The following is a 24,394-nucleotide window of genomic DNA, read 5'->3' on the forward strand; positions in this document are numbered from 1 at the left end:
CGCTTTCGCCGAGGGAAGGCTTGTCCCTCCGTTCAGCGTTGGCGGAGGTCGGTAAGCGCGATCGCCGACCGGTTGCCACCCTCGGATGCAAGCTCGCAGGCTGCGACGCGGCCCGGCGCGTAACCGCTTATAAAACTGTCGGCCGCCAGCATCAGAACAAGTGCCGCACTAGCGGCTCCAATGTCGCCGACCGTCATCGCAGGGTAGGCTGTCGGGAATATCTCGCGGTGCGTGCGGTAGAAGCGCGAGCGACCGACCAGTTGTTCGAGCCCGCTGTACCGTTCCCCGTTTCCATTGCTGACAAGGAACTCGATATCGGGTTCCTTGGGTCCGGACCCGCTGAAGGCAGCAAGCAGCGAAGCCACCATCGCACGGCCTTGACTCTGGCGTTCGGAAAGAACGCTGTCGATCTCTTGAGCCAGGCCCGCCCCGCAAATCATTGCAGCCGGCCCGCTCCCCGGCGCTCGCGTCAGGCGCACGAAGACAGCGCCCTCGCCAGGGACTGCCCCTTGAGCATTGTTTTCGGATTTCAGACGATTGGCTCGCATCAAGCGCGCAATGTCGGTCCCGTTGACGAGGCTGTCCACACCACCCAGCAGCACCTGCGCGACGGTCCCGGATTCTAGCATGTCGCCGGCATAGTCGAGCAGTCCGGCGCTGGCTGCGGCACCGCCGTCAAATACGCGCGAGCCGGCATTGAAGCGCAGGCCGCATCGCTCGAAAATGGCATTCAAAAGGCGCCCCCGCTCGACCTCTTCATACGCCGGATGGTCGCGGAAACTCTCCGGCAGCGCGAGCAGAACAGCGGTCTGGTCCGGCGTTGCCTTGTTGTCGAGCATCGCCTCCTTGAGAGCGCGGGCGCCCATGCTGGCGAGCCATACCCCGTCATTGCGTCGCAGGCCCGCCTTGGCTGGAATGCGTGCCACGATCTGTGTGGTGGGAAACGGCTCTGAAAGAGGCACCTCCTGAAATGCTGACAGGTTGGCGCGAATGGCTGAGATGGTCTGGCGCGCGTTCAATCCAGCAGGCGTGACGGCGCCACCAACCGAGATGTAGAGCGGCCGCTTCACGGCTGCCACGCCGAGCGATCGCGCAGGGCCCCGTCGCCGCCGAGAAGATTGAGATAGAGTTTTCGCTTGCGGCGCGCATTGATCCAAACAGGAGAAATGTGGCCGAAGGCGATTTCCCGCAGCGCCGGCACGTTGCGCCGGATTACCACTGCCAAACGAGCCTTAAGGGTCACGCGCTTCAAGTCAGGCTCGATGAGCACGGTGTCAGGCTTGAACGCGTTTTCTTCTACACGATCGTCATAAATGAGCCGAAGCGGGGCCGTGATGCGCGGCAGGCGGAAATCCCATCTGCCCGAAGCCGTCATGCCGATCACCGTGATATCCTCGCCGTTGCCGATGCCGGCCATCTGCTGATCGGCTGGGGCGCACATATAATGCCGCGTGTCGAAGTCTTTGGGAGCGAGCGGCCATTGGGATTCGAGCCAAGCCTTGTCGTAGGTTCCGGCGAAAGCCAGGCGCGGTTGCCAGCCCCGGCCAATCGTCCCGAATCCCGCCGGCCTCAGGGATTCCCCAGGTCGGGCTTGCGCTTCGCCCGGATACATGACGTTGGGCGCCTCGGTTCTGACCGCAGGATCTGCAGACCGGGCGTTATGGTACCCCACGCCGACTGGGTTGCGCTGGTCCGTGCGCAAGTCTTCCAAAGTGCCGCCATAGGTGCGTTCATAGACGATCGGCATGGTCCGGAAAGGCGCCGGTGCGCTGTAGCCGCCGGAGTCGTAGATCCGGTCCCCGACGACCTGCAATACCTTGCGGATCGAGTTACCGACACGCAGGCCAACCTGCATCTCGCGTACCGGCCTTCCATCCGGCGCGTGCGCGACGCCATTCACGATCACCTCGGCGCCAGGCTTGACGGGCGCGATGTCCGCTTCGTAGCGGGTCGATGAAAGGGCCGGATCGCCAAAAGGCTCATCGCCAAAGATCACCGGCACCTGTTCGGCCGCTGGCTGGAATTCCTTTCCTTCATCCGTCGCCGTGAAACTTGCCGATAGCATGACAATCAGAGTTTCTTGGCCGTCAGCATTCAATTGGACGTGCGTCGCGGCGGCGAAGGGTGTCCTGTTTTCCAGCCAGACATCGAAGGCCATCGTTCAGCACCACCGGCCGTTTTCATCAAGCCCGATCGGCCAATAGGGCATGGCCGTCAGCAGTTCTACATATTCCTTGTTGCCTTCATCGACGACCCATTGCAGCAGGAACACCTCAGGCGCGAGGCGGTCGGCCGCGGGCAGCGTTTCCCCCACCGCAACGCATCGCAGCCAGTATTCCCGCACGAGCCACACCACCGCCGGATGATTCGCCGGGCCGGCCGCTGCATCATCCAGCTGGGCCGTGATCGCTTGATTGACGGTCAGGCCGCCATCGACCAGTTCGTCGAGGCCAGCTTCCCAGATCTCGGAAGCCACCTCGAACGTCTCCTGCAAGTCAGCGAGGTAGGCCTTGAACAGGGACCTATAGGCAGCAGAGGCCTCGCGGCGCGAAAGGCGAATTCCATGATCGGGACCGACAACGTCCTGGGGTGCGTTGAGAAGCCGGTTCAGGCCGAGTTCGACACTATGATCAATCCGCATTGCCATCTTCTTCTAGCCTCAGCACATTTCGAGAGATGGATCCTCGCCGATCGGGACATAGACGAAGTACTTGAAGTACTTGAATAGTTCCGTGTCGTATTCGGACATCATTTCGACCAGCAGCAGATTGGGCGGCACGGGACCGCTGGCGTCCGCTTCGTCGCCATCCTCACCCCAGTTCGATTCATCGTCCTCGTCGTCATCATCGGTCTGTCGGGCGTACCGTTCAAGGTTCAGGCCATGAACCTTGAAGTAGTGCTTGCGGTAGATCGCCAGAATCCGTGGATGGGCCACCAGCCCGGCGGGCCAATGCAGATTGGCTATGTTCTCACCGGAGGCGTTCAGGCGCTGCTGCAGTGCGCCCCACCATTCCTCGATCGCCGGCATGACGGCGTGGAGCTCTGCGGTCCACGCATCGATTATCGCCGTATAGTCAGCGTCGAGATCGGCAAAACCCGTTGCACTCATCGCCTAGATCCCCCGAGCGTTCATGAACTTCCTAATCGCCTTGTTGTCCACCTTCGACTGCCGGCCCGGCTGGCTGTTGCTGTGGCTGGAGCAATGCGGCCTGACGTAAAGCGCTTTCATCGCATCCTTGAAGCCTTGTGGGACGATCTCTATATTGCATCCACCCGCGTACCACGCTGCCTTCTGCGTCGGCTGGTGATCGGCGATCAGCGGGGCTTCCTTCCCCGAAATTTGCCGGTTGACCTTGGCCTCCAGTCGCTTGATCGCGGTCTTGTTCTTGCCGGTCGTGCGTTTCTTCAACCTGTCAAGGTTACGTTTGCATTCCCAGCATGGCCGGTTCTGAACCTTGGCTTTCTGCGGGCCTGTTGGCTGGGTGTAATGATCGTCGTAGCAATAATCGGTCGTGCATTTCTTCTTCTCTTTCACCAGAAGAGCATTGCGGAAGTTGACCAAGGCGGCGGTATCGATGGTGTTCGGGAGTGGACTTGCCGTGTTCTGCTCCATGGTGTCGCCATGGCGGCAGACACCCTTACCCTCCACCTTGACGACGAACGACCAGAGCTTGAACACTCCCTTGCCCTTGATCTTGTGCGTTATGACCCCCGCGCCGAGGCCTTGGGTGGCCGGCTCGTTGCCGGTGCTGGTCGCAACCTCCGACGAGCTTTCGAGCGCGGTCGGATTGCCTTCGATCTTGACGCTCTTACTGCCTTTGGTGAGATCGCTGGAAGACAGCATGTTGACGTATGGAACCGGAACCGGGCCTGCCGGCGGGGAAGGCGGGCTCAAGCACACATCTCCCGGCGCCACGCCCTTGCCGCCGCTTCCTTTGTGGAAGAAGCCCATGCCTTCAGCAAAGACTGTGCTGCCCATCAGAGCTATTCCGTCTCAGGGCGCGGGGCGCGCATTTTCGGCAGGGCGTTGGCCGCCAGGTCGTGAATATCCGAGAACGCGAACTCATGCACCGACCAGTCGTCGAGCCAGAAGCCAATCCGGTTCGGATCGCCATGGCTGTTGCTGGGCGCGGCAAGGTTGGCCAAGCCTTCGGCTATCCAGGACTGCGTCCTCTGCAATTCGACCGCTTCATCAACGATTGACGCAACGCCGTCGAACCATGCATCGTCAGGTGCCGGTGTAGCCCCAATCCCGATGATCGCGAACGGATAGCGGCGTCCCACGCGGTCCTCGCTCATGCGCCATGCGCCGGCACAGGGCCGGTCGCCGAAAATGCCGCTCTTGACGATGAAGCGCCAAACACGCGAATCCAATTCCCCCTCGTCTGGCCTCTCGCGCAACTCCATCGACATCCAGCGGTCCCAGCGGTCGATGAAGGTCCGCGGCAGGTTTACGGCAACGAAATCTCCGGTCGCCGGAATCTTGCCGAAGAAGCCGATGTTCAGATCTGCGGCGGACATGAGAATTTCTTGAACATCTGGAGGTTGTAGGGATTTTCCACGCTCGCCGCCTTGAGCTTGAAGTCGGCGTACATGCCTTTCGTCCCCAGCCGCAGGCTGTAGACGTCGGACAGCGAGGTGCCGGTAAAGCGGCCGCCGCGCAGCATCCTCAGCCACGCCCAGCTACCCGTCTCGTTGAGCATGATTTCGGGCGAGCCGTCGATCGGCTGGAAGGCGAGCGAGATGACGCCGGTGCCGTCCTTGCCGGGCCAGGTCATCGGTTGCGGCCGCGTCGCATTGTTGAAATAGACCAGGTTCTGGCCGTCGAGATTGAGCGTGACACGGGTGACGTTGGGCGACAGGTCTGTCGGCTCCAGCGTAAAGGCCATCACCGGGCCCTGGCCGCCAGGGAAGAGATCGTCGCGAATGCGCCGCGCCTGCTCGAAGGCGGCAAGCGCCGACGGATCGAGTCCGAAATCGGCGCGCCATTTCCATGGCTGCGCCGATGTATCGACATAGCCGAGCAGATGGTCGTTGATGAAGCCGTCGATCATGCCCGCCGGTCCGAACAGGCGGGCGAAGTCGCGCACATTGACGTCGACGGCGCTGTCTGGGCTGAACGGATAGCGGTCGTTGAGCGCGGCCTGGCAGAAGGGCAGGATATCGGCGCGCCAGATGGCGTTGAGCTCGGAGGCCACGGCCTTCTGCGTCAACCCGCTGGTGTCGCCGGCAATGCCGCTCAGCCAGGTGTTGACCGGGTCGGGCAGGATCTGTGCCTGGCGGGCGACGGCGCCGGTCAGTTCGGCCAGCCCGCCCTGTTTCTTGATCGCGTCCTGCGGGTCGGGATTGGCGGTCACCGTTTGCAGCACATTGGACAGCGCCGTCAGCGCAACGACCGCGGCATCGAGCGCCGGCGGCTGGCCGTCGACCTCGGCAATCGTGCTCTTGAGCGGCTTGAAGTGTTCGGCCACCAGCGTGCCGGTCAGGTCGACTTCGCTGGCCGATCCTGCGCGCGGCAGCAGCTTGGCGCCAGTCTTGACGATCTTGCCCAGTTTGCCGAGTTTGCCCAGCAGTTTCGAGCCGCCCTTCGCCGCCGCCTTGTCGTCGGTCGGCGCCTCGTCCGAGCGGGTGAGGTCGACCTCCTGGACCACCGCCGTCAGCAGCCGCTTCAGCGCGGAATCGGCGCTGGAAAGGTCTTTCAGATTCTCGCTGGCAATGTTGAGGTCGCTGAGCGGCGCCAGCCGCATGTCGCGCAAAAAACTGTCCCACTGCGCGATGTAATCGTCATAGTAGAGCTTCAGGATATCTTCCGATAGCGCCGACACCGAGGTCTCGGAATTTTCCGAGCAACCGCCGGCAAACACCGCGCGGTCGAGTGCCGCCTGGGCGGCCACATCCTCGACCCGGTCGAGGATCGCGTCGTGGAAGCCGTCATAGGTGAAGGCGCCTGATATGCCGACGCGCAGCGTCTTGTCGGAGCGTCGCGAAAACACCTTGGCGCCGTTCGGCCCGGCGAAATTGGCGGGGATCCATTCCTTCAATCCGGCCACCGCCGGATCGGCCAGCAATTGCTTGTAGGCCCGCGCCGGCAGCGAGATCGTGCAGACCGTTTTCAGCGCTTCGGCGACCAGCGCCTGGTCGGGCGCGATGTAGCTGTCGTCAACCGCCATGCGCCGGATCGCGGCCAACTGGTGTTCTTCCGCATCGGCGGTCGGGAAGGGCGCGGCCGGCGCGAATTCGGGCAGGTCGTTCACCCACCAATTCTCGACGAAGTCGGAGTCCATCTGAGACAGGCCGGTCATCATGCGGTAGGTCTTGAGTGCGCCCAGCATGAAGTCCGGATCGCGGATCTGCCGCCACATGGTCGCTTCGAGCAGCGCCACCATCCGCGGCTCCAGCACGTTGCGCAGAGCGTGGTCATAGGTGTCGGTCTGCGCCCGCATCATCTCGGCCGAAGCCGATGGTCCGAGCAGGTCCTGTGCCTTGTTCGGAGGCGCAGTCCTGGCATTGACGACTTCGTCCATGGCGGTCAGGGCAACGTCCATCGCCGGCTGCAGCACCGAGGCGGGCGTCGCCGCGGTCGACGTCAGCGGCGCCTGCAGCGCTTCGAACTGGCCGGCTTGCGCGGCGATGGCGTTGCGATTGTCGTAGTAGGACCAGGTGAACAGGCCGCCGGCGAGTATGGCCGCAGCCGCGCTGGCAGCGGCGGCACCGCGCCAGATCCAGCTGCGGCGGCGCTGCGCCAGCGGATCGAAAGTGCCGAGTCCGGCCTCCTTGAAGATCACCTCGGTCAAAAGGTTCTTGAGGAAGAAGCTGCGCTTCTCGAAGCGCTGCGCCGGCATCGTGCGTCGTGCCGGCAGGCCGAAGGAGGAGGCGAGCGCCGCGGTCAGCCGGTCGATCGGCGCGCCTTCCTGGGTCGCCGAGGTCAGATAGAGGCCGCGCAGCCAGGCCGCCTCCTCGTAGCGGCTCTCGCCGAACATCGCCTCGACCAGCACCTGGATCGGCTCGGACAGGCTTTGCAGCTGTGCGGGAAAGCGGAAGATCTCGGCCCGTTCGGCCAGCTTGTCCTCGTCTTCCAGCCGCGGCACCAACCGCTTTTCCAGCTCCCTCGACAGCGTCGTGATTTCGCCCGCGATCGTCTTGGCGTCGACGCGTGCATCGAGCGGGAAGGTCGTCCCCCATACCTGTTCGCGCGCCTGTGTCGACAGGCCGCTGAAGAAGGCCTCGAAGCCTCTGATCAGATCGGCCTTGGTCAGCATGAGATAGACCGGCAAGCGGATTTCCAGCCGCTCCTCGAGCTCGGCCAAGCGCCTGCGGATCTTGCGGCCATGCGCCTTGACGGCTTCGTCGCCCTCGGACAGCGCGTCGATCCCAAGCGCAACGATGACGCCGTTGAGCGCACGACGGCCACGATGCTTCTTCAACAGATCGAGGAAACCCAGCCATTCCACGGCGTCGACATCGGGCTGGCTTTCCTGCTGGACATAGCGCCCGGCGGTGTCGATCATCACTGCGTTTTCGGAGAAGAACCAGTCGCAGTTGCGGGTACCGCCGATGCCCTGCAGATCGTCGGTGAGGTCGATCGGAAAGTTGAGGCCGGATTGGCGCAAGGCCGTCGTCTTGCCGGTCGCCGGGGGGCCGACGATCACATACCACGGCATCTCGCGCAGGAACTTGCGGCCGCCGAGCTTGCGGCGCTTCAACTCGACCATGACGTCCTGGAACTTGGCGCCGACCGCGGCGACGTTTTCCTCGCCCGGGCTGAGCCGCTTTTCCTCGACCGGGGCGGAAATCTCGGCGACGAACATGCGGTTGGCGCGGATCGCGCGGCGCTGCGCGACGATCAGCCAGATCAGCCAGAAGATCACCAAAAGCGCGATGATGACGATGCGCACCGTCTCCGACGCCATCGGCACATAGTCGCCGACCCGTACGATCGGGCCGAATACCCAGATGATCAGCGACAGCAGCGCCAGGCCGATCAGCGTCCACAGGAAACGCGAAGTCAGGACCGCCCAGAGGAAGCGCAGGATGAACATGTCACAGCCTCTTTTCGACCAGCACTTCGACGCGGCGGTTCAAGGCCCGGCCTTCGCGTGTGCCGTCGTCGGCCACCGGATCGGTGGCGGCCCGGCCTTCGGAGCGCACGCGCTCCTTCGGCACGCCGTTCTGAATCAGGATATCGGCAATTTCCGCGGCGCGGGCTTCCGACAGCCGCTGGTTGGTGGACAGTGGGTTGGTCTTTTGCAAGGGAACGCCGTCGGTGTGGCCGACCACGGTGATATCGCCGATCAGATCCTGGTTCTCGAGGATCACCTTGGCGACCGAGGCGATGAGCGGATCGAAGCCGTCTGTCAGCTGCGCGCGCGACGACTGGAAGAGTTCGGGATTGGAGGCCTGGATGACCAGCCGCGCCAGCGACACGCTCTCCGTGCCGCTCAGCGCTCTCTTGAGCTCGTCCGGCGCCGCGGCCTGGAATTCCGGCAGCAGCGCGAAATCCACCGCCACCGGCGGCGGCGCGTCGACCTTCGGCGAAGCGCGGGTGACATCCGTACGCGTCGGCGGCGGCAAGGCGCGAACCAGCGCCGAAAGCTCGACCGCCTGGCTGCTCAGGCTCATCGACAGCCCGATATGAATGGCGGTGGCGATCACCGCCGCTGCCGCAACCATCACCCAGATCGGCACGATGAAGCGCTGCGGCTCGTCGGAGGCGATCACGCCCTTCCAGTTGGGCGAAAGCTGTGCGCCTTCGGCGTCGCTGTCGCGCAGGAAACGCGCCGCGGCCACACGCACCGCATTGAGCGAACGGTCGCCGGAGCGGCCCGGAACGCGATATTTGCCGCGGAAGCCGAGCGCCATGCAATGATATTGCAACTCCAGCATTTCGCGGTCGCGATTGGGATGGCGTTCAAGCTCTTCGAGCCGGGCGAAGAACTGCGCGCCGGCGTCGACGTCGCCGCGCAGCATCACCACCAGCGGCTGGCGCGGCCATGCGCTGGCGCCGCCCCACGGCGTGTTCAGCGCCAGATCGTCGAGCAGGGCCGCCACCAGCCACGCGGCCTGGTCGGCGCGCTCGAGCGAGGAGCCCTGCGCCATGGTGGTGTCGCGGCAGCGCACAAGTTCGTCGAGCAGCCTGGTGCGCAGGGCTTCCGGGTTCTCCGGCGGCTGCGCGTTTTCGAGTTCTGGTGCAAATTCCAGCAGCGGCGAGAACGCGTTGACGAGCACGTTCGAATGCGCGCGCGCGGTGCGTTTCGCGGTCACCCCTGACGCCGGCAGCGGCATGGCGCGCGGCGTTGGCGCTCCGCTCAGCCGAATGCGCGTCCGCTCCCGATCCTCGGACAGTCCGAATGGATCGTCCCTGCTCATCATCTCACCTGTTGACCGAGTAGCAGTCGACCTGCGGTTCGCTGGGCAGCACGCCCGAAACGCCGATCACAAAACCCGGCGCTTCGAGCAGCGAGGCCCAGTGCTCGCTTTTCTGGTCCAGTTCGAGACACAGCCGGTCGCCGTCATAGGGAATTTCGCGCGGCTGCGAATGAAGGGGCTTCAGCGGAATGCCGGGCAGGCGTGATTTCCACAGCCCTTCGAATTCGCTGGCCGAGCCGACCGTCGCCTGGTTGACGAAAATCTTGCGCAAGGCATCCTCCGACAGTTCGGAGCCGATCCGCACCACGATGCGGCTCGCCACCAGAAGTTTCGGGTTGTCGATGCGGATCTTCCACACATTGGTGGCATGCCGCATGACCGGCAGGGCGCGCGATTTCGGCTCGATGTAGCGCAGGCTGAGGATCAGCGAACGCAGCGCGTCGGCCAGCGCCGAATAGGCCGGGCCTGGCGCCATGTGGTCGTAAACAGGCAGTTCGCCGAGCCGCCTTGCGCTCGAGCCATAGGTCGCCATCGAGCCGGCTAAGCCAGCCAGCTCCATATAGACCTCGGCTGGATGGAAGACATCCTGCACCAGCATGTGCGCCAGCCGCGGCCGCGCGGCGTTGACCAAATTGAGGATCAGAAGATCCTCGACGCTGCGCCCGGGGCCGCCCAGCACCATCTTGCCATGCGCCTCGGCGATCTGGTCGAGGCCGGTGACCACTTCCTGCAGCAGCCGGCTGTACCAGGACGCCGCGCCGATGACCAAGGTCGGCGGCAGGAAGGTGTCGTCCAGGGCCACGCCGCCATCGGCGCGCACGCCCTTGAATTCGGCCACCGGCAGCGCGGTGTAGCCGCCGACGGCCGTGCCCGGCGCCAGCAACAGCGCCTGCGGCCGTGCGATCTCGATTTCCTCGGGATCGGAGCCGCCATGCACGGCGTCGCGCACCGACACGATCCGGCCGCGATAGCGCGCGCCGGACGGCTCGGCGTGAGCGGGGTCGAAGCCGACGCCGCCTGGCGGTTCGAGCGGCAGCGCTATCAGCACCGGTCCAGCGCCCATCTCCGGCGTCACCGCCAGCGGCCGCGGCGCATCCATCGTCTCGGGGATCGCGAACGGCGTCCCGTCTGGAAAGATGCCGCGTGCCGAGAGCACCGAGATCTGGCCGGCATCGAGCTGTGCCTGATCGAGCATCAGCGTTCGAAAGCCGAACGTATGCAGATGCCCGGCCTGCAAGGCGCCGCGCACCGTCGCTTCGAAGAAGCGGTCCTGTTGCTGGAAATGCTGGGTGCGAAGGAAAAGCCCCTCCGACCACAGCACCCTGTTTGCATCGCTCATGCCGGCACTCTCTGCTTCCTGCTCATCACCTTGGCGCGGCTTTGCGGACCCGCCGCCGCTAGGCGGAAATGCCGCCGCTGCCGAGCTTCACATTGACGGTGAACTTCGATCCCGGCGACACCGACTTGGTCGTGCGCCAGTTGCGTCCGGTGGGTTCCCTGATCAGCGCGACGAAGCCGAGTGCGGCCACTTCCGGTTCGACCGTGATGGTCTTCGATGCGGTCTTGCCGGGTCCGACCGATATCGTATCGGAGCCGATGAGATCGCCGCCAAGTGCCGCGCCGGCGCCGCCCTGCAGGGCGAAGTAATCGGCCGAATTGAAGGCGCCGGTGCTCTTCAGCCGTAAGACCATTACCGTTACCGGCCTGTCGCCGCCGCCCGGTCCCGGGTTCATGCCGGCCCCACCGGCCAAATTGACCGTTATGACGGACGGTTTAGGCGGGCCGCTCTGGCAAGCCGTCAGCAGTCCCGTAGCCCCGATGGCCAGAATGAATTCGCGTCTGTCGATCATGTCTCAGTCCTCCTCATATGCATCACGAAAATCAGCGCCGATCTCGCCCAGAAAACGCGTCTCGGCGCTGTGAGCGATTTCACGGTGGCGTTTCTGGTACAATTCCCAGAGCTTGGCGCCGCGCCCGCCGGTCAGCAGATTGCCGATCGCCGAACTCGACTTCAGTTCCTGCTCGATCGCCGCCGGATCGAAGCGGTCGATCATGCGCTTGAGCGCGCCTTGCACGCCGCGCCAGGCACGAACGTGGTGCTGCGCCAGATCGCGCACCGCGTCCTTGATCGCCGCTTCGGCGCCGAGGAAACCGGGGCTGCGCTCGGCCAGCATGGTCACCAGAGCATCGTCGACCGAAGGCAGGAATTTGAGCGGGTTGACCTCGGACGCGCCAACCACGGTCTGGGCGACGCGGGCGTTGCCCTTCTCTTCGGCGCGCTTGCGCAAAAGTTGCATCAACCCTTCCATCATCAGCCGGTATTCGCGGCCGAACTTCTCCATGTCGGCCACCGGATCGCTGCCGGGAAAATCGGACTCGTCCATGCCCATGCCGCGCAGGAAAGCGGCGCGCAATTCCGCGTCCGCCTGTCCGGTCGACGGCCGCGCAGCAGCTTGCCGGACAGGAGCACGTGGTGGCGGTGGAGGCGGGGTTGGCGGTGGCCGCTGTGGCGATGCCTCGGCCGCGCGGACCGGCAGATCCCAGGGCGCCGGGGCAGGCGAGGGCGCATCCACTGCGCCGCCATCCGTCGCGCCTGCGTCGAGACTGGTGGACTCGGCCGGGCCAAAACCAAACCCGTCATCGTAGGCCGGCGGCTGCTCGGAACTGGATCTGCTCGGCTCTCTCGACAGCGGTGCGGAATCGAGGCCGAAGGGATCGTCGAACAGCGGCTTGCCAACACCCTTGTCGGGGGCGGTCTCGGCCACCGGCGTTGCCACAGGGTCGAGGCTGAACGGATCGTCGAACGCCTGCGAGCTGCGTTCATCGGACCGCGCACGCGCGAATGCGCCGGGCACCGGCTTTTCGAATGGATCGGGCAGGTTGGCAGGGCGTGGCCGTCCCGGCTCTTCTTCCGTGGTGGACGAAAAGAAATCGTCGCCGCCGAGGCTGACCGGCGCCCGCGACGCCGCCGGCTTACTGGCAGGCGCTGAAGGCCTGGAGGCCGGCGCCTCGGTCTTCGCCGTCTGCAAATCGACCCACACCACATAGTCGCCCAGTCGCAGTCGCATGCCGCTTTGCAGGCGCGCGGTATTTCCCGCGCCGAGCGGGCTGGCGGCATCGTCGATGAACAACCCACTGCTGGAGGTATCGGTGACGAAATAGCCGCCCTGCTTGCTGGTGATCTTGCAGTGGGCGCGCGAGACGAACATGTCGGGATCGTTGATCTGCCAGTCGGCGTCGGCGCTGCGGCCGATTACCAGCTCGCCCTCGTCCAGCCGCGCCTGCCGCGTGACTTGCGCGCGTGGTCCCTGTTCGAGAGTCAGAAGCAGGCTCATGCCGCCACCTCTTCCCGCCAGCCGACGATGGTCCGCAACCGCATGTCGTCGGCGTCCCCCTTTTCGACCGGTCGCGCCAGCCAGGTGGTGCGGGCAAGCTGGACGGTGCCGAGCTTCGCCGGCGGCACTGCCTTTGCCGCAAGCACGATCCTGAGATCGACATCGATGGTCTCGCCGATCAGGTCGCGCACCGCCTGCTTCAACAGCTTCAGCCGCTCACCGCCCGGCAGGAAGGCCTTGTAATCGATATAGCTGAGCGCGCCGATGCGCAGCTCGATGCGGCTCTGCCGGCTGAAGCTGCGCGGGCCGATGGTGGCGCTGCGGCCGAGCGTGGCATAGCTGCCGGCAAGCCGCGTCTGCAGCGCCTTGGGGATGGTCATCCAGGCCGCGACGAACTCCTTTAGCACCACCGGCACTTTGAAGGCTTCGGCCAGGAACAGCGTCAGTCGCTCGGGGCCGTCGACTTGGGCAGCGAGCGAGGCGGCCTGGCGAAGTTTTACTGTATCGAGTTCGGCATCCTGCGTGCCCGGCAGCCCGATGCCGGCCATCGCTTCCAGCATGGAACGGACGCGGCCCCCGACACCGCGTTCGACCTGCACAGCCGGATGCGCATCCGCCCAGGCCCGATAGTAGAGCGCGATCATCCTGTGCTGCAGGATATTGACAAAATCGACGAAGGTCGTGTCGCTCATCTGCCGCGCCTCGGCGCCGGCATACCAGCGTTGCGACAGGCGATCGAGCACCCAGCGCGTCAGATGCAGTGGCATCGGCCCTTCGGGTCCGAGCAGGCCGAGATTGTTGACCGTGACGCGTGCCGGCGACTTGTCCGTCGGCTCGCGGAAATCCACCACGTCCTGCACTGCGAAGGACAGCCGCACATTCTGGCCGAGCCTTGCCGGCTCGCGGTCCGGCCGGCCGGAATGGCCGAACAGGCCGCCTTGCCGTTCGAGCCGGCGCAGCAGTTCGAAAAAGTCGAAACTCTCGGACAGGGTTGCGGCTCGCTCTAGATCAGGTAGCGATTGCCGGGCGTCATCGGCCATGGCACATCCTCCTGTTTCTGGAGCAACCGCGTGCGCGTGCGCACGAACCCGTTAATGCCGGCATGGCGGGCAAACAGCCGCGACAGCAGGCCCGACAGCAGCAGAGTGCTCTGTCCCGCCAGCACCGACTGGTCGACATGCAGCGTCACTTCCGTGCCGCGGCCGAAGCACATCGGCCCTTCGATCGCCAGCCTTTCGATCACCGCGCGCGAGTCGATGCGCACGATCGAGCGCACATTGCGGGCGAGCCCGGGGTCGCCGCGCTCGGCATAGAGATCGAGCAGCGCGTGCAGCGGATCGACGCCGCGGCCTTCCTTGGCCAGGCTGAGGAAGTTGAGCGCCAGCTGTGACACCAGTCGCCAGGCCAGGTCGTCGGCGCGCGACTCGCCGTCGGCGCCGGTCGGCAGCGCTGCCGGGATCGCCGGCTGCGGCGAACGCAATGCGCCGAGCAGCCGGACCGTCTCCACAGGGTCGCCGGCTTCCAGCGTCAGGGTCGGCGTGTCGTCGAGGATGGCCAGGTCGCGATTGGTGCAAAGCGCCATGATATCGACGCGCTTGAGCGGCCTGTTGGCCTGGCTGTGGACCGGGCGCGAGATCGCCAGGAAGACGTCGTCGCCGGCATAGGAGGTGCGGGTCACCCCCTGGCGCCGCTCGTCCTCGGTTGGCCGGCGCGGCCGCCGCTCGGTCGAATAGACCCAGCCGCTGCCGCGGTTTTGCCCGAGGCTGAACAGCTCCGGTATCTCGGCATCGGGCCCCTCGGCATCGGCGTCCTCGACGCGGATGACCCGGTAGATTTCAAAGTCGCGCGCCCGCGTGCGGTCGGCATGCAGCACCTGGCGCGTCTTGCGCTGGTCGAGCTCGACGATGTTGCACTCGCGCTCGAAGAGATTGATGATCGGGGTGGCGAAGAGATCGAAATCCGCCGGCGTCAGATCGGCGAGTTCGGGCACCGGACGCCGGAACAGGAAGATGATTTCGAGCCCGGCCTGGCATTTGCGCACGACCGGCAGCAAGCCGGTGACGCGCCCATAATGGAAGCGCTCGGGCATCATGAAATATTCGCGCAGCAGGCGGTAGCCTTCGAAGGTCGGCCGCGTGCGCGGCATCAGCGCCTCGGCATCGGCAATGCCGACCATCTCCGGCGGCGGTAGCGGCGACAATGGATTGGTCTTGCCTTCCGGTCGAGCGCCGACACCAGAGCAGACTCCGAAGATGGCGTCGAAGATCAGCGGCGCCTTGGTGCGGTTGGCGAAATAGAAGTCGAGCCGGTCGAGCGCCAGTTCGTCGAGCTTGCCTTTGCCGGTCCGCGCCAGCGTGATGCGAAGTGCCGCTTCGCCGGCCTTGCCGGCGATCGGGCCGATGCCGGCGGCGGCAAGCGCGCTGCGGTCCTGGAAATAGCCGACCGAACTGATCGCGATCGGAAACAGCGTCATGTCCTGCGCGGTGGTGAAGGTGCAGCGTGTCGACAGGCCAGCCTGCAGGCTGGAGACCAGCCGCGTGCCGCGCTTGACGACGTGGCCGGCAAGCATTGTCTGCACCTGCTGGCCGGGCTTCAGCACCACCATGGCGGTTGCCGGCACCGGCGTGACTAGATCGGGATAAAGCACGTCGAGGATGCTGCGCGAAAACCGCGAGCGCTCGGCATCCACCTTCAGGCGCGTGCGCGCGGCGAGGAAGGCGACGCCGTCGAGCAGCCGCTCGACATAGGGGTCGGGACACGGCACCGTATCCAGCGACAAATTGCGGGCAACCGCCGGATGCATGTCGGCGAACTCCGCCGCCAGCCCGCGTATGTGGGACAGTTCCTCCTCGTAATATTCTACGAAGACCCTGTCCATCTCTCAGGCTTCCCTGAACTCGGTGCGCGCCAGTCCGTTGTCGAGATTGATCGTCGTGCGCAGGCGCATGCGCTCGGGCGTCGGCGTCATGATCAGCACGGCGTCGATCTCGATCTTCAGGCCGGTCTTGTCGCCGAGGTTGACCGTGACTTTCGTCGCGCTCTCCTTCAGCCGCGGCTCGAATGCGGCGAGCACGGCGCGGATCTCGCGTGCCAGAACATCGCGATCGAAGTCGCGCGACGACCGGCCGGAGAAGGACGGCACGCCATAATTGACAACGCTGCGGCGCACCTCCGGAAAGTCGGCCAGCGATGTCGGACTGTCGGTCATCTGCTCGGCCTCGAGATCGGATAGCAGCGGCGCGGATTCGAAACGCTCGGTGTTGAACAGCGCCTCGATGTCGCGCCGCACGGCCTCGCGCAGCACATCGGGCGACACCACGATGCCTCGGCTTTCAAGCTCGCCACGGTGCCGGTTCTGAAACGCCAGCCGGTGCAGCCGGCGCTTCTGATCGGGGTTCAATGCGTCATCGGCGTCGATGCGCCTCGGTCCGTCTGCCAGCAGCTCGTCCAGGCGCTCTGCGCCAAGCTCCTCCTGCAGAGCCTGCCTGAGCCCGTCTATCTCCGAGCTCAGGCCCGGCAGGTCGTTGACGAGGCGGTCCCACAGCGAAGGCTGTACCGCCTCGCGCTTGGCCCGTGAACCGCCCGCCTGTACCTTGTCGGCGGCAGGGCGCTTTGCTCGCCCCTCACTTGCCGACATAGACATCCATTTCGGCTTCGTCATTGTCGTCATAGACGAACTTGATCTTCTTGTAGGCGAAGGAGACTTCCTCCTGGATCAGGTCGGCTTCATCATCGGCCTGCGACATGTCGTATTCCATGATCGAGGCGTCGGTCAGGGTAACGACCAGATAGTCCTTGCTCTCGCCGTCGATGGTCCGCCGAGCGGAGAATTTGACCTCGTCCAGCGCCTTGTTTTCGAACAGGGCCTTGGCCAGATAGGGTGAGGCCTTGTCGTAGTGCTTGGTGAACTTGATCATGCCCATCGACACGCGGCCTCGGCGCGAGAGGGAATTGGGGTCGTAGGGCGCGACCATCTTGTAATCGACGCCATGGATTTCGATCTCGTCGTCATGGCCGTCGCGCGTGCTGGGCCCCTTGATATCCGGAACTTTCAGAAAACCGTCGATCTTCATTGTGGGCATTTTCGTTCTCCACCGCTTTCAAACAAAGGTTTGGTTGCTGCAATCAGGTCTTAACGGACGGCAATTCCGACACCAGCCTGAGCGAGGCGTTGATGCCCTCCAGCTGGTAGTGCGGGCGCAGATAGAAGCGGGCGTTGTAGTAGCCCGGCCGGCCCTCCACGCTGTCGACCTGCACCTCGGCGGCGGCAAGCGGACGCTTGGCGCGCGCCTTGTCGTCGGCGAAGGCCGGGTTGGCCAGCACGTACCGGTTGATCCATTCGGTCAACCAGATCTGCATGTCGGTGCGTTCCTTGAACGAGCCGACCTTGTCGCGCGCAATCGCCTTGAGGTAGTGGGCGAAGCGCGAGACCGGGAACAGATAGGGCAGGTTGGCGGAGAGCCGCTCGTTGGACTGGGCGTCGGGGTCGACCAGGCGGCCCGCCCGCGTCTCGTCATCCTGCAGCGAATGGGCGCCGATAAAGGCCGCGAGATCGGTGTTCTTGCGGTGCAGGATCGGCATCAGCCCGAGCTTGGCCAGTTCCGCCTCGCGCCGGTCGTCGATGGCGACTTCCGTCGGGCATTTCATCGCGATCGAGCCGTCATCGGTCGGGAAGGAGTGCACCGGCAGGTTAAGCACAGTGCCGCCATTTTCGACGCCGCGGATCTGGGTGCCCCAGCCATAGAGCTTGTGGCTGCGGTTGATGTTGACGCCCATCGGGAAGGCAGCGTTCATCCAGACATATTTGTTGTGATCGCCCTGCACTTCCTCCTCGAAGGAGAAGCCCTTGACCGGGACTGTCTCCGAGCCGTAGGGCAGCCGCGCCAGCACGCGCGGCATGGTCAGCCCGATATAGCGCGCATCCTCGCTCTCGCGCAGCGATTGCCACGAGGCGTAGGCCGGGTTGGAGACGATCTGCTGCAGGTCCTGCGGGTTGGGCAGTTCCTGCCAGCTGTCCATGCGGAACAGCCGTGGCGATGCGGCGGCGATGAACGGCGTGTGCGCCGAGGCGCAGATGCCGGAGATGTTGCGCAACAGGCCGACGTCGCGCGGGTGGTTGGAGAACTCGTAGGCGCCGATGACGCAGCCGATCGGTTCGCCGCCGAGCATCGAATACTCGTCGGTGTAGACCTTCTTGAAGATCGGGCTCTGGTCCCACATCTGGCCTTCATAGTCTTCGAGCGTATCGGCCAGCTGCTCCTTGGAAATGTTCATCACCCGGATCTTCAGCTTCTGATCCGTCTCGGTGTTGTTGATGAGGTACCAGAGGCCGCGCCAGGTGCCTTCCATCTGCCGCACTTCCGGCGCGTGCAGGATTTCGTTGACCTGGGTCGTCAGCATCTTGTCGATGCCGGCGATCAACGACTTGATCGACTTGATCGAGTTGGACGAAATCGTCGTCGTCTCGGAGCGCGACTGCGCCGCCAGAGCCAGGTTGCGAACCAGCTGCTGCAGCTTCTCGCTGTCGTCCTTCTTGACCTTGAAGTCCTTCTCCAAGAGCTGGCTGAATTCGCCGAGATCGACGGCCTCGGCCTCGGCGACGGATGCTGCGGTCTTTTGCTGTTCGGCCATGATCTATTCCTCACCCTTGTCGTCGGACAGCGCCTGGGCGGCGATCTGGCCAAGCAGCGGCTGGTTGTTCAGCAATTGGGCGATGCGCTTTTCGGCATCGACGCGGCCGTCCATGAAGCCGAGCAGCTCCTCGAGCTGGCGCCGCATCTTGAGGATTTCGGCCAGTTGCGGGACCTGTTCGGCGATCTTGTCGGGGGCGAAATCGCCCATCTTGGTGAAGGTCAGGTCGAGCGCCAGTTCTTCGTCGCGCTCCTGTCCCTCGGCCTGCGGCAGCGTGTTCTTCACCCGCGCCTTGACCCTGGGTCCCAGCGCTTCCATGAATTTGGGGAAGCGGTTGGCATCGGTCTCGACAAAGGAACGGTCGAGCACCGTCTTGGACGCTTCCCTGGTCTGCGATGCGCCCGACAGGTCGGCCATCACGCCCATGACGAACGGCAGTTCGATCGTCGTCGGGCTGCCGTAGGTTTCGACATCGTAGGCGATCTGCACGCGCGGGGCGCGATTTCGCTCGATGACCTTCGCTTTGCTTTCGGCTGGCATGTGTTGCTACCTTTCATCCTTCTGGGCAGTCTTCTTGGCGTCGGGAACGCCGGCGAGCAGCCGGAATTCCTTGAGCCCCGACGGGGCGAGGTCTTCCATCAGTTCAACGAAATCCATGTGCACCATCCTGCGCACCCGGCGGGCGAGATGCGGGATCGGGCTCGACGGCTCGGTGCGGTCGTAGAACGCGACCACAAGGTCGAGGCACTTCACCACATCGTCGCGCGAGGAAATCCTGTCCGGGAGCCCCGCACCGGTCTCCGCGTAGCTTGCCATCGTCTCGGCTCCATGACCGTTTCTGACCGGCGCGGCCGGGCTTGCCGGGGGAGCAGCCGGGCTGGCCGCCCCCTTCGTCGCTGCCTCTTCCGTGGTCTCGACCGCCGTATTGCGTTCCAGCGTCGTCAGCACGCGCTGCAAAAATCGTTTCAGGTCCGGGACGGCGGCCCCGTTGCTGTCAAGGCGGGCATTCAGCGCCGCATCGACCGCGTCGAGCGCCTCGATCGCTGCGTGCGCCCCGGCGATGAGCGCCGTCATCTGTTCACCGGCCTGGTCCTGATGGGCGGCACAACCGCTGCCCACCCGGTTCAGGAGCTGTCCGTGCGCGCTGACCAGTGCTGCCTTCTCCGTGGCATTCAATCCCGACGCCGCTTCCTGAAGCATGACGCGATCGTCGAGCGCACCCTGTTCGAGATCGCGTCCGCTGATCGGCCCGATGGGACGCGGCGCGAAGAAGACCATCTGCCTGAGGTTCGCCAGCAGGCCTTCCTGGCCGTTCTGCAGGTCGGCCAGCGCGTTGAGGCGGCGCAAGGCGGCCTCGCGTGGTTGGGGGCTGGCCCGCAGCGCCGGGTGCATCGTCTCCCAATGCGTCTCGAAGGTCCTTGCAATCAGGGTCAGGCCCTGTGCCAGTCCGGCCAATCCCTCTTCATTGGCCAGCGCCCGGGCGACAATGACGAGCAGGCGCAGGTCGCGGCCATGCGAACGCAACTCCTCGGCCTTGCCGAGCACGGCAGGCCAGTCGACCGGAATGGTCGATTGCGCGGCTGGCTTGTTGCGCCCGTCATGGACGACCTTGACCTGCGGCTCCGTGACCCGCTCCAGCTCATGAAAAGCCGGATCGTTGCGCAAGTCTTCGCCTGACGGATTTTCACCGTCCAGCGGAGCAAGCCAGAGTGCGAGATCGATCACAGATACCCCCGGCGACCGGCTCTAAAACCGTACGTGACCCAACGTTAGCACACGGTTGCATATTCCCACAATTCGCCATCCGCTCAAAAGTTAACGAGCGCTAATGAATGTCGGTGCAACTGCGTCTCGGATGGCGCAATTCATGGCGTGCTTGGCCAACCTCGTATGTGAAGCGCATCGCATAGGATTAGAAAAAATCGTGGTTGTCTGCATTTGGCGGCGCGGGACTCTCCACAAAGGGAAAAGGCCGGCTGCATCAAGCGCTTTGTCAAGCGGCTGCTTATGTGGCAGGCTGTCGACGGGCAGATTGCAGGAGCACGTTCGATGGAACAGCGCCGGTCGTCGCAGGGGTTCAAACGCAAGGAACTGGTTGGCAAGCTCAATCCGGTCTGCCTGCGCGCCTTCAAGGCCGCCGCCGACAGCGCCAAGCTGCGCGGCAATCCTTACGTCGAACTCGTCCATTTCATAGAACAACTGGTGCTGTCCGAGCGTTCGGATGTGCAGATGATCATTGCCGATGCCGGCGTCGATGCCAGCCGGCTTACCAGCGAAATGACCCGCGCCGTCGACAAGCTGCCCTACGGCGCCACCTCGATCGAGGAATTTTCCGACCACATCTTTCACGCCATCCAGGAGGCCTGGAACCTGGCGACGCTGGAATTCGGCATGGAGGAGGTCCGCAGCGCCCATGTCGTGCTCGCCTGCCTGAAGACGCCGGTGCTGGAAGGCCTGGTGGCGAAGATCAGCGGCGAATTCGACAAGATCGACGCCGACGGGGTCATCGCCCGCTTTGCCGAGGTGGTGGACGGTTCGCTCGAAGCCGGCGCCACGGCAGCAGTGGCTCCCACCGCGGAGGCGCCGCGGCGAGCTCCGGGCGGGGACTCCGCGCTGGCCAAATACGCCACAGACCTCACCCAGCGCGCCCATGACGGCAAGATCGACCCGGTCGTCGGCCGAGACCCGGAGATCCGGCAGATCATCGATATCCTGATGCGGCGCCGGCAGAACAACCCGATCCTGACCGGCGAGGCCGGTGTCGGCAAGACCGCGGTGGTCGAGGGGTTTGCCCTGCGCATCGCCCAGGGCGACGTGCCGCCGCCCCTGCAGGGCATCAGCGTGCGTATGCTCGACGTTGGCCTGATGCAGGCCGGCGCCAGCGTCAAGGGCGAGTTCGAGAAGCGCCTGAAGGCGGTGATCGACGAAGTTCAGTCATCCGAGACGCCGGTCATCCTGTTCATCGACGAGGCGCACACGCTGATCGGCGCCGGTGGTGCCGCCGGAACCGGCGATGCCGCCAATCTCTTGAAGCCGGCGCTGGCGCGCGGCGAATTGCGCACCATCGCCGCAACCACCTGGGCCGAGTACAAGCAGCACATCGAAAAGGACCCGGCGCTGACCCGCCGTTTCCAGGTGGTCAAGATCGATGAGCCGTCGGAAGCGGTCGCTGTGCTCATGCTGCGCGGTGTAGCCGGCGTGCTCGAACAGCATCACGAAGTGCAGATCCTGGACGAGGCGATCGAGGCGGCGGTCGGCCTGTCGCATCGTTACATCCCGGCGCGGCAATTGCCCGACAAGGCGGTCAGCCTGCTCGACACCGCTTGCGCCAGGGTGGCGATCTCGCAGCATGCGACGCCGGCCGAGGTCGAGGACATTTTGCGGCGCCGCCAGGCGCTCGAGGTCGAAAGCGGCATCATCGGCCGCGAGGCAGCGATCGGCATCGAAGTAACTGACCGGCAGGCGCGGGTCGAGGCCGGGCTCACTGAGACGGGGACCATGCTCGCCGCCGCCGAGGAGCGCTGGGAGCGCGAAAAGGCGCTGGTTGCCGAGATCCTCGAACTGCGCGCGCGGCTGCGCGGCGACGGCGTCCCGCTCGATGCGGTGGCGACAGCTGAGGCCGATGCCGAACCGGCAGCGCCGGACGAAGAAAAGACCAAGGTGCCCAAGGCCGAGACGCCCAAGGCCGAAGCGTCCGAGACCGAAGCGCCGGCTGCCGAGGCTGCGCCGTCAGATCCTGTCGCCGATCTGGCGCGGCTGCGTGAACTCATGGCCGAGCTTGCCACCGCGCAAGGCGAGACGCCGCTGATCCTGCCGTCGGTCGACCGCAATGCGGTAGCTGCCGTGGTCCAGGACTGGACCGGCATCCCGACGGGACGGATGCTGTCCAGCCAGACCGAAAAGGCGCTCAAGCTGGCCACCACGCTGTCCGAACGTGTCGTCGGCCAGGATCACGCCATGGAGATGATTGCCAAGCGCGTGCAGACCAGCCGCGCCGGGCTCGGAGCGCCGGAAAAGCCGGTCGGCGTGTTCCTGCTCTGCGGCCCCTCGGGAGTCGGCAAGACCGAGACGGCCCTGGCGTTGGCCGAGACGCTCTATGGCGGCGAACAGAACCTGATCTCGATCAACATGTCCGAATTCCAGGAGGCGCACACCGTCTCGACGCTCAAGGGCGCACCGCCCGGCTATGTCGGCTACGGCAAGGGTGGCATTCTCACCGAGGCCGTGCGCCGAAAACCCTATTCGGTGATCCTGCTCGACGAGGTCGAGAAGGCGCATCCCGACGTCCACGAGATCTTTTTCCAGGTCTTCGACAAGGGCATGATGGATGACAGCGAGGGAAGGCGCATCGACTTCAAGAACACGCTGATCCTGCTGACGTCCAATGTCGGCTCCGAAGTCATCATGGAGCGGACCGGCAACGGCACGGTGAGGGCAGGGCTCGACGGCCTCGATGCTGCACTGCGCGCTCCACTGCTGAAGGTGTTTCCAGCGGCCTTCCTCGGCCGCGTCGTGACCATCCCTTACTATCCGCTCTCGGATTCGATGATCGAGGCCATCACCCGCCATCAGTTCGGCAAGATCGCGCGGCGGCTGCGCGCCAGCCACGACGCCGAACTGGTGATCGGCGACGGCGTCATGGCGCTGGTCAAGGCGCGCTGCACCGAAATCGAGTCCGGTGGCCGCATGATCGACGCCATCCTCACCAACACGCTGTTGCCGGAACTCAGCCGCGGCGTGCTGAACCGGTCGCTCGACGGCGAGAAGATGACCAAGGTGACCGTCAGCGCTTCCACTGACGGGTTTGCCTATTCGTTCGAATAGTCAGGCCTGACTGCTCGGCTCCGTCTCGGCGCGGATCAGCTTGATGTCGGCGCCGGCTGCCCAGGCGCCGATATCCTCGCGCCGCAACGCCGCCGCCATCATGTCGGGAAACAGGTCCGGCGTGCAGGCGAAGACCGGTATGCCAAGTGCCGCGACCGAAGCCGACATCGCCGGATCATAGCCCGGCCGGCCCTGATCGGTCAGCGCCAGCAGCACGATGACATTGACGCCGGACCGGACCAGCGCCGCAAGCCGCCGCAGCAAGTCCTGGCCGTTGCCGCCCTCATAGAGGTCGGTGATCAGCACGAAGTGGGATTTGGTCGGCCGCTCGATGCGGTCGGCGCAATAGGCGACCGCCTGGTTGATGTCGGTGCCGCCGCCGAGCTGCACGCCAAACAGCACCTCGACCGGGTCGCTGAGCTCTTCGGTCAGGTCGACGATGGCCGTGTCGAAACAGACCAGCTTGGTGCGCACGACCGGCAGCGACGCCATCACCGCGGCGAAAATCGAGGCGTAGATCACCGAGCTCGCCATCGAGCCGGACTGGTCGACGCACAGCACCACTTCGTCGAGATCGACCAGCCGGCGTTGCTTGCGCATGAAGCCGACCAGTTTTTCCGGCACGACGGTTTTGTGCTCAGGCTGGTAGTGGCGAAGATTGGCCGAGATGGTGCGCGGCCAGTCGATGTCGCGTTGGCGCGGCCGGTTGGTGCGTCGCGACTTGTCGAGCGCGCCACGGATCGCCTCGGCGGTCTTCTGCTCCAGCCGCTGCATCAGCTTGGCAACGATGTCGGCGATGATGGTGCGGGCGATGTCCTTGGTCTTGGCCGGCATCACCGAACGCAGCGAGATCAGGTCGGCGACGAGGTTGACGTCGGCCTCGATCGCCTTGAGGAATTCCGGCTCCATCAGCATCTGCTTCAGGTTCAGCCGCTCAAAGGCATCCTTCTGGACGATCTGGACCACCTGGGCGGGAAAGAAGGAGCGGATATCGCCCATCCATTGCGCCACGCGTGGCGCCGAGCGGCCGAGCCCGCCGCGCCGCTTGCGCGGGTCGGCATCGGCATTGGCGCCGTCGCCGTAAAGCGCATCGAGCGCCGAAGACAGTTTTTTGTCATCACTGGAAAGGGCGGAGGAAGCCTCGTCATCGGCGCCGATCGCCAGCCGCCAGCGGCGCTCGCGCCCGCTATCGGAGGATGCTGGGCCGGGTTCGGGCACTTCGGCTTCGTCATCCATTG

Annotated in this window: 20 protein-coding genes; 1 reads left to right on the plus strand and 19 read right to left on the minus strand. The window is 64.8% G+C overall.

Translation table 11 applies throughout. The features are described 5' to 3' along the window. Nucleotides 1–32 precede the first annotated feature (32 nt). From NKJ58_RS21250 to tssA, 18 genes are read right to left on the minus strand one after another with little or no spacing between them, the layout of a single operon-like run. Nucleotides 33–1,079, minus strand: a complete 1,047-nt coding sequence (locus NKJ58_RS21250) for a hypothetical protein (RefSeq protein WP_023682623.1) — start codon at nucleotides 1,077–1,079, stop codon at nucleotides 33–35. Then, a complete protein-coding gene (locus tag NKJ58_RS21255) occupies nucleotides 1,067–2,158 on the minus strand; it encodes a DUF2169 family type VI secretion system accessory protein (RefSeq protein WP_023682622.1) in 1,092 nt (363 codons plus the stop codon). The genes NKJ58_RS21250 and NKJ58_RS21255 overlap by 13 nt, the downstream gene beginning before the upstream one ends. A gap of 3 nt (nucleotides 2,159–2,161) precedes the next feature. Next, the gene (locus NKJ58_RS21260) at nucleotides 2,162–2,641 is read right to left on the minus strand and encodes a hypothetical protein (protein WP_023682621.1); all 480 of its coding nucleotides are present in this window, start codon (nucleotides 2,639–2,641) and stop codon (nucleotides 2,162–2,164) included. Nucleotides 2,642–2,659: 18 nt separating this feature from the next. Beyond that, entirely contained in the window at nucleotides 2,660–3,109 is a 450-nt protein-coding gene (locus NKJ58_RS21265) for a hypothetical protein (protein WP_023682620.1), read from the minus strand. A gap of 3 nt (nucleotides 3,110–3,112) precedes the next feature. After that, nucleotides 3,113–3,979 carry a DUF4150 domain-containing protein gene (locus tag NKJ58_RS21270; protein WP_023682619.1) on the minus strand — a complete coding sequence of 289 codons (867 nt, stop codon included), beginning with the start codon at nucleotides 3,977–3,979 and terminating at the stop codon, nucleotides 3,113–3,115. A 5-nt stretch (nucleotides 3,980–3,984) separates the two neighbouring features. After that, the gene (gene tagF, locus NKJ58_RS21275; RefSeq protein WP_023682618.1) at nucleotides 3,985–4,521 is read right to left on the minus strand and encodes a type VI secretion system-associated protein TagF; all 537 of its coding nucleotides are present in this window, start codon (nucleotides 4,519–4,521) and stop codon (nucleotides 3,985–3,987) included. Next, complete coding sequence (gene tssM, locus NKJ58_RS21280) at nucleotides 4,503–8,039, minus strand: type VI secretion system membrane subunit TssM (protein ID WP_023682617.1); 3,537 nt, start codon at nucleotides 8,037–8,039, stop codon at nucleotides 4,503–4,505. The genes tagF and tssM overlap by 19 nt, the downstream gene beginning before the upstream one ends. A gap of 1 nt (nucleotide 8,040) precedes the next feature. Beyond that, on the minus strand, nucleotides 8,041–9,366 hold the full coding sequence (gene icmH, locus NKJ58_RS21285) for a type IVB secretion system protein IcmH/DotU (protein WP_023682616.1): 1,326 nt from the start codon (nucleotides 9,364–9,366) through the stop codon (nucleotides 8,041–8,043). A gap of 4 nt (nucleotides 9,367–9,370) precedes the next feature. Further along, nucleotides 9,371–10,705 (minus strand): type VI secretion system baseplate subunit TssK, encoded by a 1,335-nt coding sequence (gene tssK, locus NKJ58_RS21290; RefSeq protein WP_352519181.1) that lies wholly within the window; start codon nucleotides 10,703–10,705, stop codon nucleotides 9,371–9,373. 58 nt (nucleotides 10,706–10,763) lie between these two features. Further along, complete coding sequence (gene tssJ / locus NKJ58_RS21295) at nucleotides 10,764–11,216, minus strand: type VI secretion system lipoprotein TssJ (RefSeq protein ID WP_352519182.1); 453 nt, start codon at nucleotides 11,214–11,216, stop codon at nucleotides 10,764–10,766. Nucleotides 11,217–11,219: 3 nt separating this feature from the next. Beyond that, nucleotides 11,220–12,701: a type VI secretion system-associated FHA domain protein TagH gene (gene tagH / locus NKJ58_RS21300; protein ID WP_352561273.1), complete on the minus strand. Its 1,482-nt coding sequence runs from the start codon at nucleotides 12,699–12,701 to the stop codon at nucleotides 11,220–11,222. Beyond that, nucleotides 12,698–13,741, minus strand: a complete 1,044-nt coding sequence (tssG, locus tag NKJ58_RS21305) for a type VI secretion system baseplate subunit TssG (RefSeq protein ID WP_352519184.1) — start codon at nucleotides 13,739–13,741, stop codon at nucleotides 12,698–12,700. The genes tagH and tssG overlap by 4 nt, the downstream gene beginning before the upstream one ends. Next, the gene (gene tssF, locus NKJ58_RS21310; RefSeq protein WP_352561271.1) at nucleotides 13,705–15,579 is read right to left on the minus strand and encodes a type VI secretion system baseplate subunit TssF; all 1,875 of its coding nucleotides are present in this window, start codon (nucleotides 15,577–15,579) and stop codon (nucleotides 13,705–13,707) included. The genes tssG and tssF overlap by 37 nt, the downstream gene beginning before the upstream one ends. A gap of 3 nt (nucleotides 15,580–15,582) precedes the next feature. Continuing rightward, nucleotides 15,583–16,338, minus strand: coding sequence for a type VI secretion system baseplate subunit TssE (gene tssE / locus NKJ58_RS21315; protein WP_023673715.1), 756 nt, complete (start codon nucleotides 16,336–16,338; stop codon nucleotides 15,583–15,585). Continuing rightward, a complete protein-coding gene (locus NKJ58_RS21320; protein ID WP_023673716.1) occupies nucleotides 16,325–16,774 on the minus strand; it encodes an Hcp family type VI secretion system effector in 450 nt (149 codons plus the stop codon). Before NKJ58_RS21320 ends, tssE begins: the two co-directional genes overlap by 14 nt. Before the next feature lie 52 nt (nucleotides 16,775–16,826). Further along, entirely contained in the window at nucleotides 16,827–18,332 is a 1,506-nt protein-coding gene (tssC, locus tag NKJ58_RS21325) for a type VI secretion system contractile sheath large subunit (RefSeq protein ID WP_023682611.1), read from the minus strand. Nucleotides 18,333–18,335: 3 nt separating this feature from the next. Continuing rightward, nucleotides 18,336–18,872: a type VI secretion system contractile sheath small subunit gene (gene tssB / locus NKJ58_RS21330; RefSeq protein WP_023673718.1), complete on the minus strand. Its 537-nt coding sequence runs from the start codon at nucleotides 18,870–18,872 to the stop codon at nucleotides 18,336–18,338. A gap of 6 nt (nucleotides 18,873–18,878) precedes the next feature. Continuing rightward, nucleotides 18,879–20,057, minus strand: a complete 1,179-nt coding sequence (gene tssA, locus NKJ58_RS21335) for a type VI secretion system protein TssA (protein ID WP_352853763.1) — start codon at nucleotides 20,055–20,057, stop codon at nucleotides 18,879–18,881. 324 nt (nucleotides 20,058–20,381) lie between these two features. Here tssA and tssH point away from each other — a divergent pair, with 324 nt between their 5' ends. Then, nucleotides 20,382–23,156, plus strand: coding sequence for a type VI secretion system ATPase TssH (gene tssH, locus NKJ58_RS21340; protein WP_352519186.1), 2,775 nt, complete (start codon nucleotides 20,382–20,384; stop codon nucleotides 23,154–23,156). Here the strand turns inward: tssH and NKJ58_RS21345 are convergent, their stop codons facing one another. After that, entirely contained in the window at nucleotides 23,157–24,392 is a 1,236-nt protein-coding gene (locus tag NKJ58_RS21345; RefSeq protein WP_023687036.1) for a VWA domain-containing protein, read from the minus strand. Between the last annotated feature and the right edge of the window lie 2 nt (nucleotides 24,393–24,394).

The organism is Mesorhizobium sp. M0139, from assembly GCF_040322455.1.
Taxonomy (GTDB): Bacteria; Pseudomonadota; Alphaproteobacteria; order Rhizobiales; family Rhizobiaceae; genus Mesorhizobium.

What these genes read in the sequence shown, in the direction of transcription:
- tssF (WP_352561271.1), bottom strand. Translation starts at nt 15,579, where the DNA reads ATGGACAGGGTCTTCGTAGAATATTACGAGGAGGAACTGTCCCACATA.
- tssB (WP_023673718.1), bottom strand. Translation starts at nt 18,872, where the DNA reads ATGCCAGCCGAAAGCAAAGCGAAGGTCATCGAGCGAAATCGCGCCCCG.
- tssH (WP_352519186.1), top strand. Translation starts at nt 20,382, where the DNA reads ATGGAACAGCGCCGGTCGTCGCAGGGGTTCAAACGCAAGGAACTGGTT.
- NKJ58_RS21345 (WP_023687036.1), bottom strand. Translation starts at nt 24,392, where the DNA reads ATGGATGACGAAGCCGAAGTGCCCGAACCCGGCCCAGCATCCTCCGAT.
- tagH (WP_352561273.1), bottom strand. Translation starts at nt 12,701, where the DNA reads ATGAGCCTGCTTCTGACTCTCGAACAGGGACCACGCGCGCAAGTCACG.
- tssM (WP_023682617.1), bottom strand. Translation starts at nt 8,039, where the DNA reads ATGTTCATCCTGCGCTTCCTCTGGGCGGTCCTGACTTCGCGTTTCCTG.
- NKJ58_RS21260 (WP_023682621.1), bottom strand. Translation starts at nt 2,641, where the DNA reads ATGCGGATTGATCATAGTGTCGAACTCGGCCTGAACCGGCTTCTCAAC.
- NKJ58_RS21320 (WP_023673716.1), bottom strand. Translation starts at nt 16,774, where the DNA reads ATGAAGATCGACGGTTTTCTGAAAGTTCCGGATATCAAGGGGCCCAGC.
- tssK (WP_352519181.1), bottom strand. Translation starts at nt 10,705, where the DNA reads ATGAGCGATGCAAACAGGGTGCTGTGGTCGGAGGGGCTTTTCCTTCGC.
- tssC (WP_023682611.1), bottom strand. Translation starts at nt 18,332, where the DNA reads ATGGCCGAACAGCAAAAGACCGCAGCATCCGTCGCCGAGGCCGAGGCC.
- NKJ58_RS21265 (WP_023682620.1), bottom strand. Translation starts at nt 3,109, where the DNA reads ATGAGTGCAACGGGTTTTGCCGATCTCGACGCTGACTATACGGCGATA.
- tssG (WP_352519184.1), bottom strand. Translation starts at nt 13,741, where the DNA reads ATGGCCGATGACGCCCGGCAATCGCTACCTGATCTAGAGCGAGCCGCA.
- NKJ58_RS21270 (WP_023682619.1), bottom strand. Translation starts at nt 3,979, where the DNA reads ATGGGCAGCACAGTCTTTGCTGAAGGCATGGGCTTCTTCCACAAAGGA.
- tssJ (WP_352519182.1), bottom strand. Translation starts at nt 11,216, where the DNA reads ATGATCGACAGACGCGAATTCATTCTGGCCATCGGGGCTACGGGACTG.
- tssE (WP_023673715.1), bottom strand. Translation starts at nt 16,338, where the DNA reads ATGTCGGCAAGTGAGGGGCGAGCAAAGCGCCCTGCCGCCGACAAGGTA.
- NKJ58_RS21255 (WP_023682622.1), bottom strand. Translation starts at nt 2,158, where the DNA reads ATGGCCTTCGATGTCTGGCTGGAAAACAGGACACCCTTCGCCGCCGCG.
- tagF (WP_023682618.1), bottom strand. Translation starts at nt 4,521, where the DNA reads ATGTCCGCCGCAGATCTGAACATCGGCTTCTTCGGCAAGATTCCGGCG.
- icmH (WP_023682616.1), bottom strand. Translation starts at nt 9,366, where the DNA reads ATGAGCAGGGACGATCCATTCGGACTGTCCGAGGATCGGGAGCGGACG.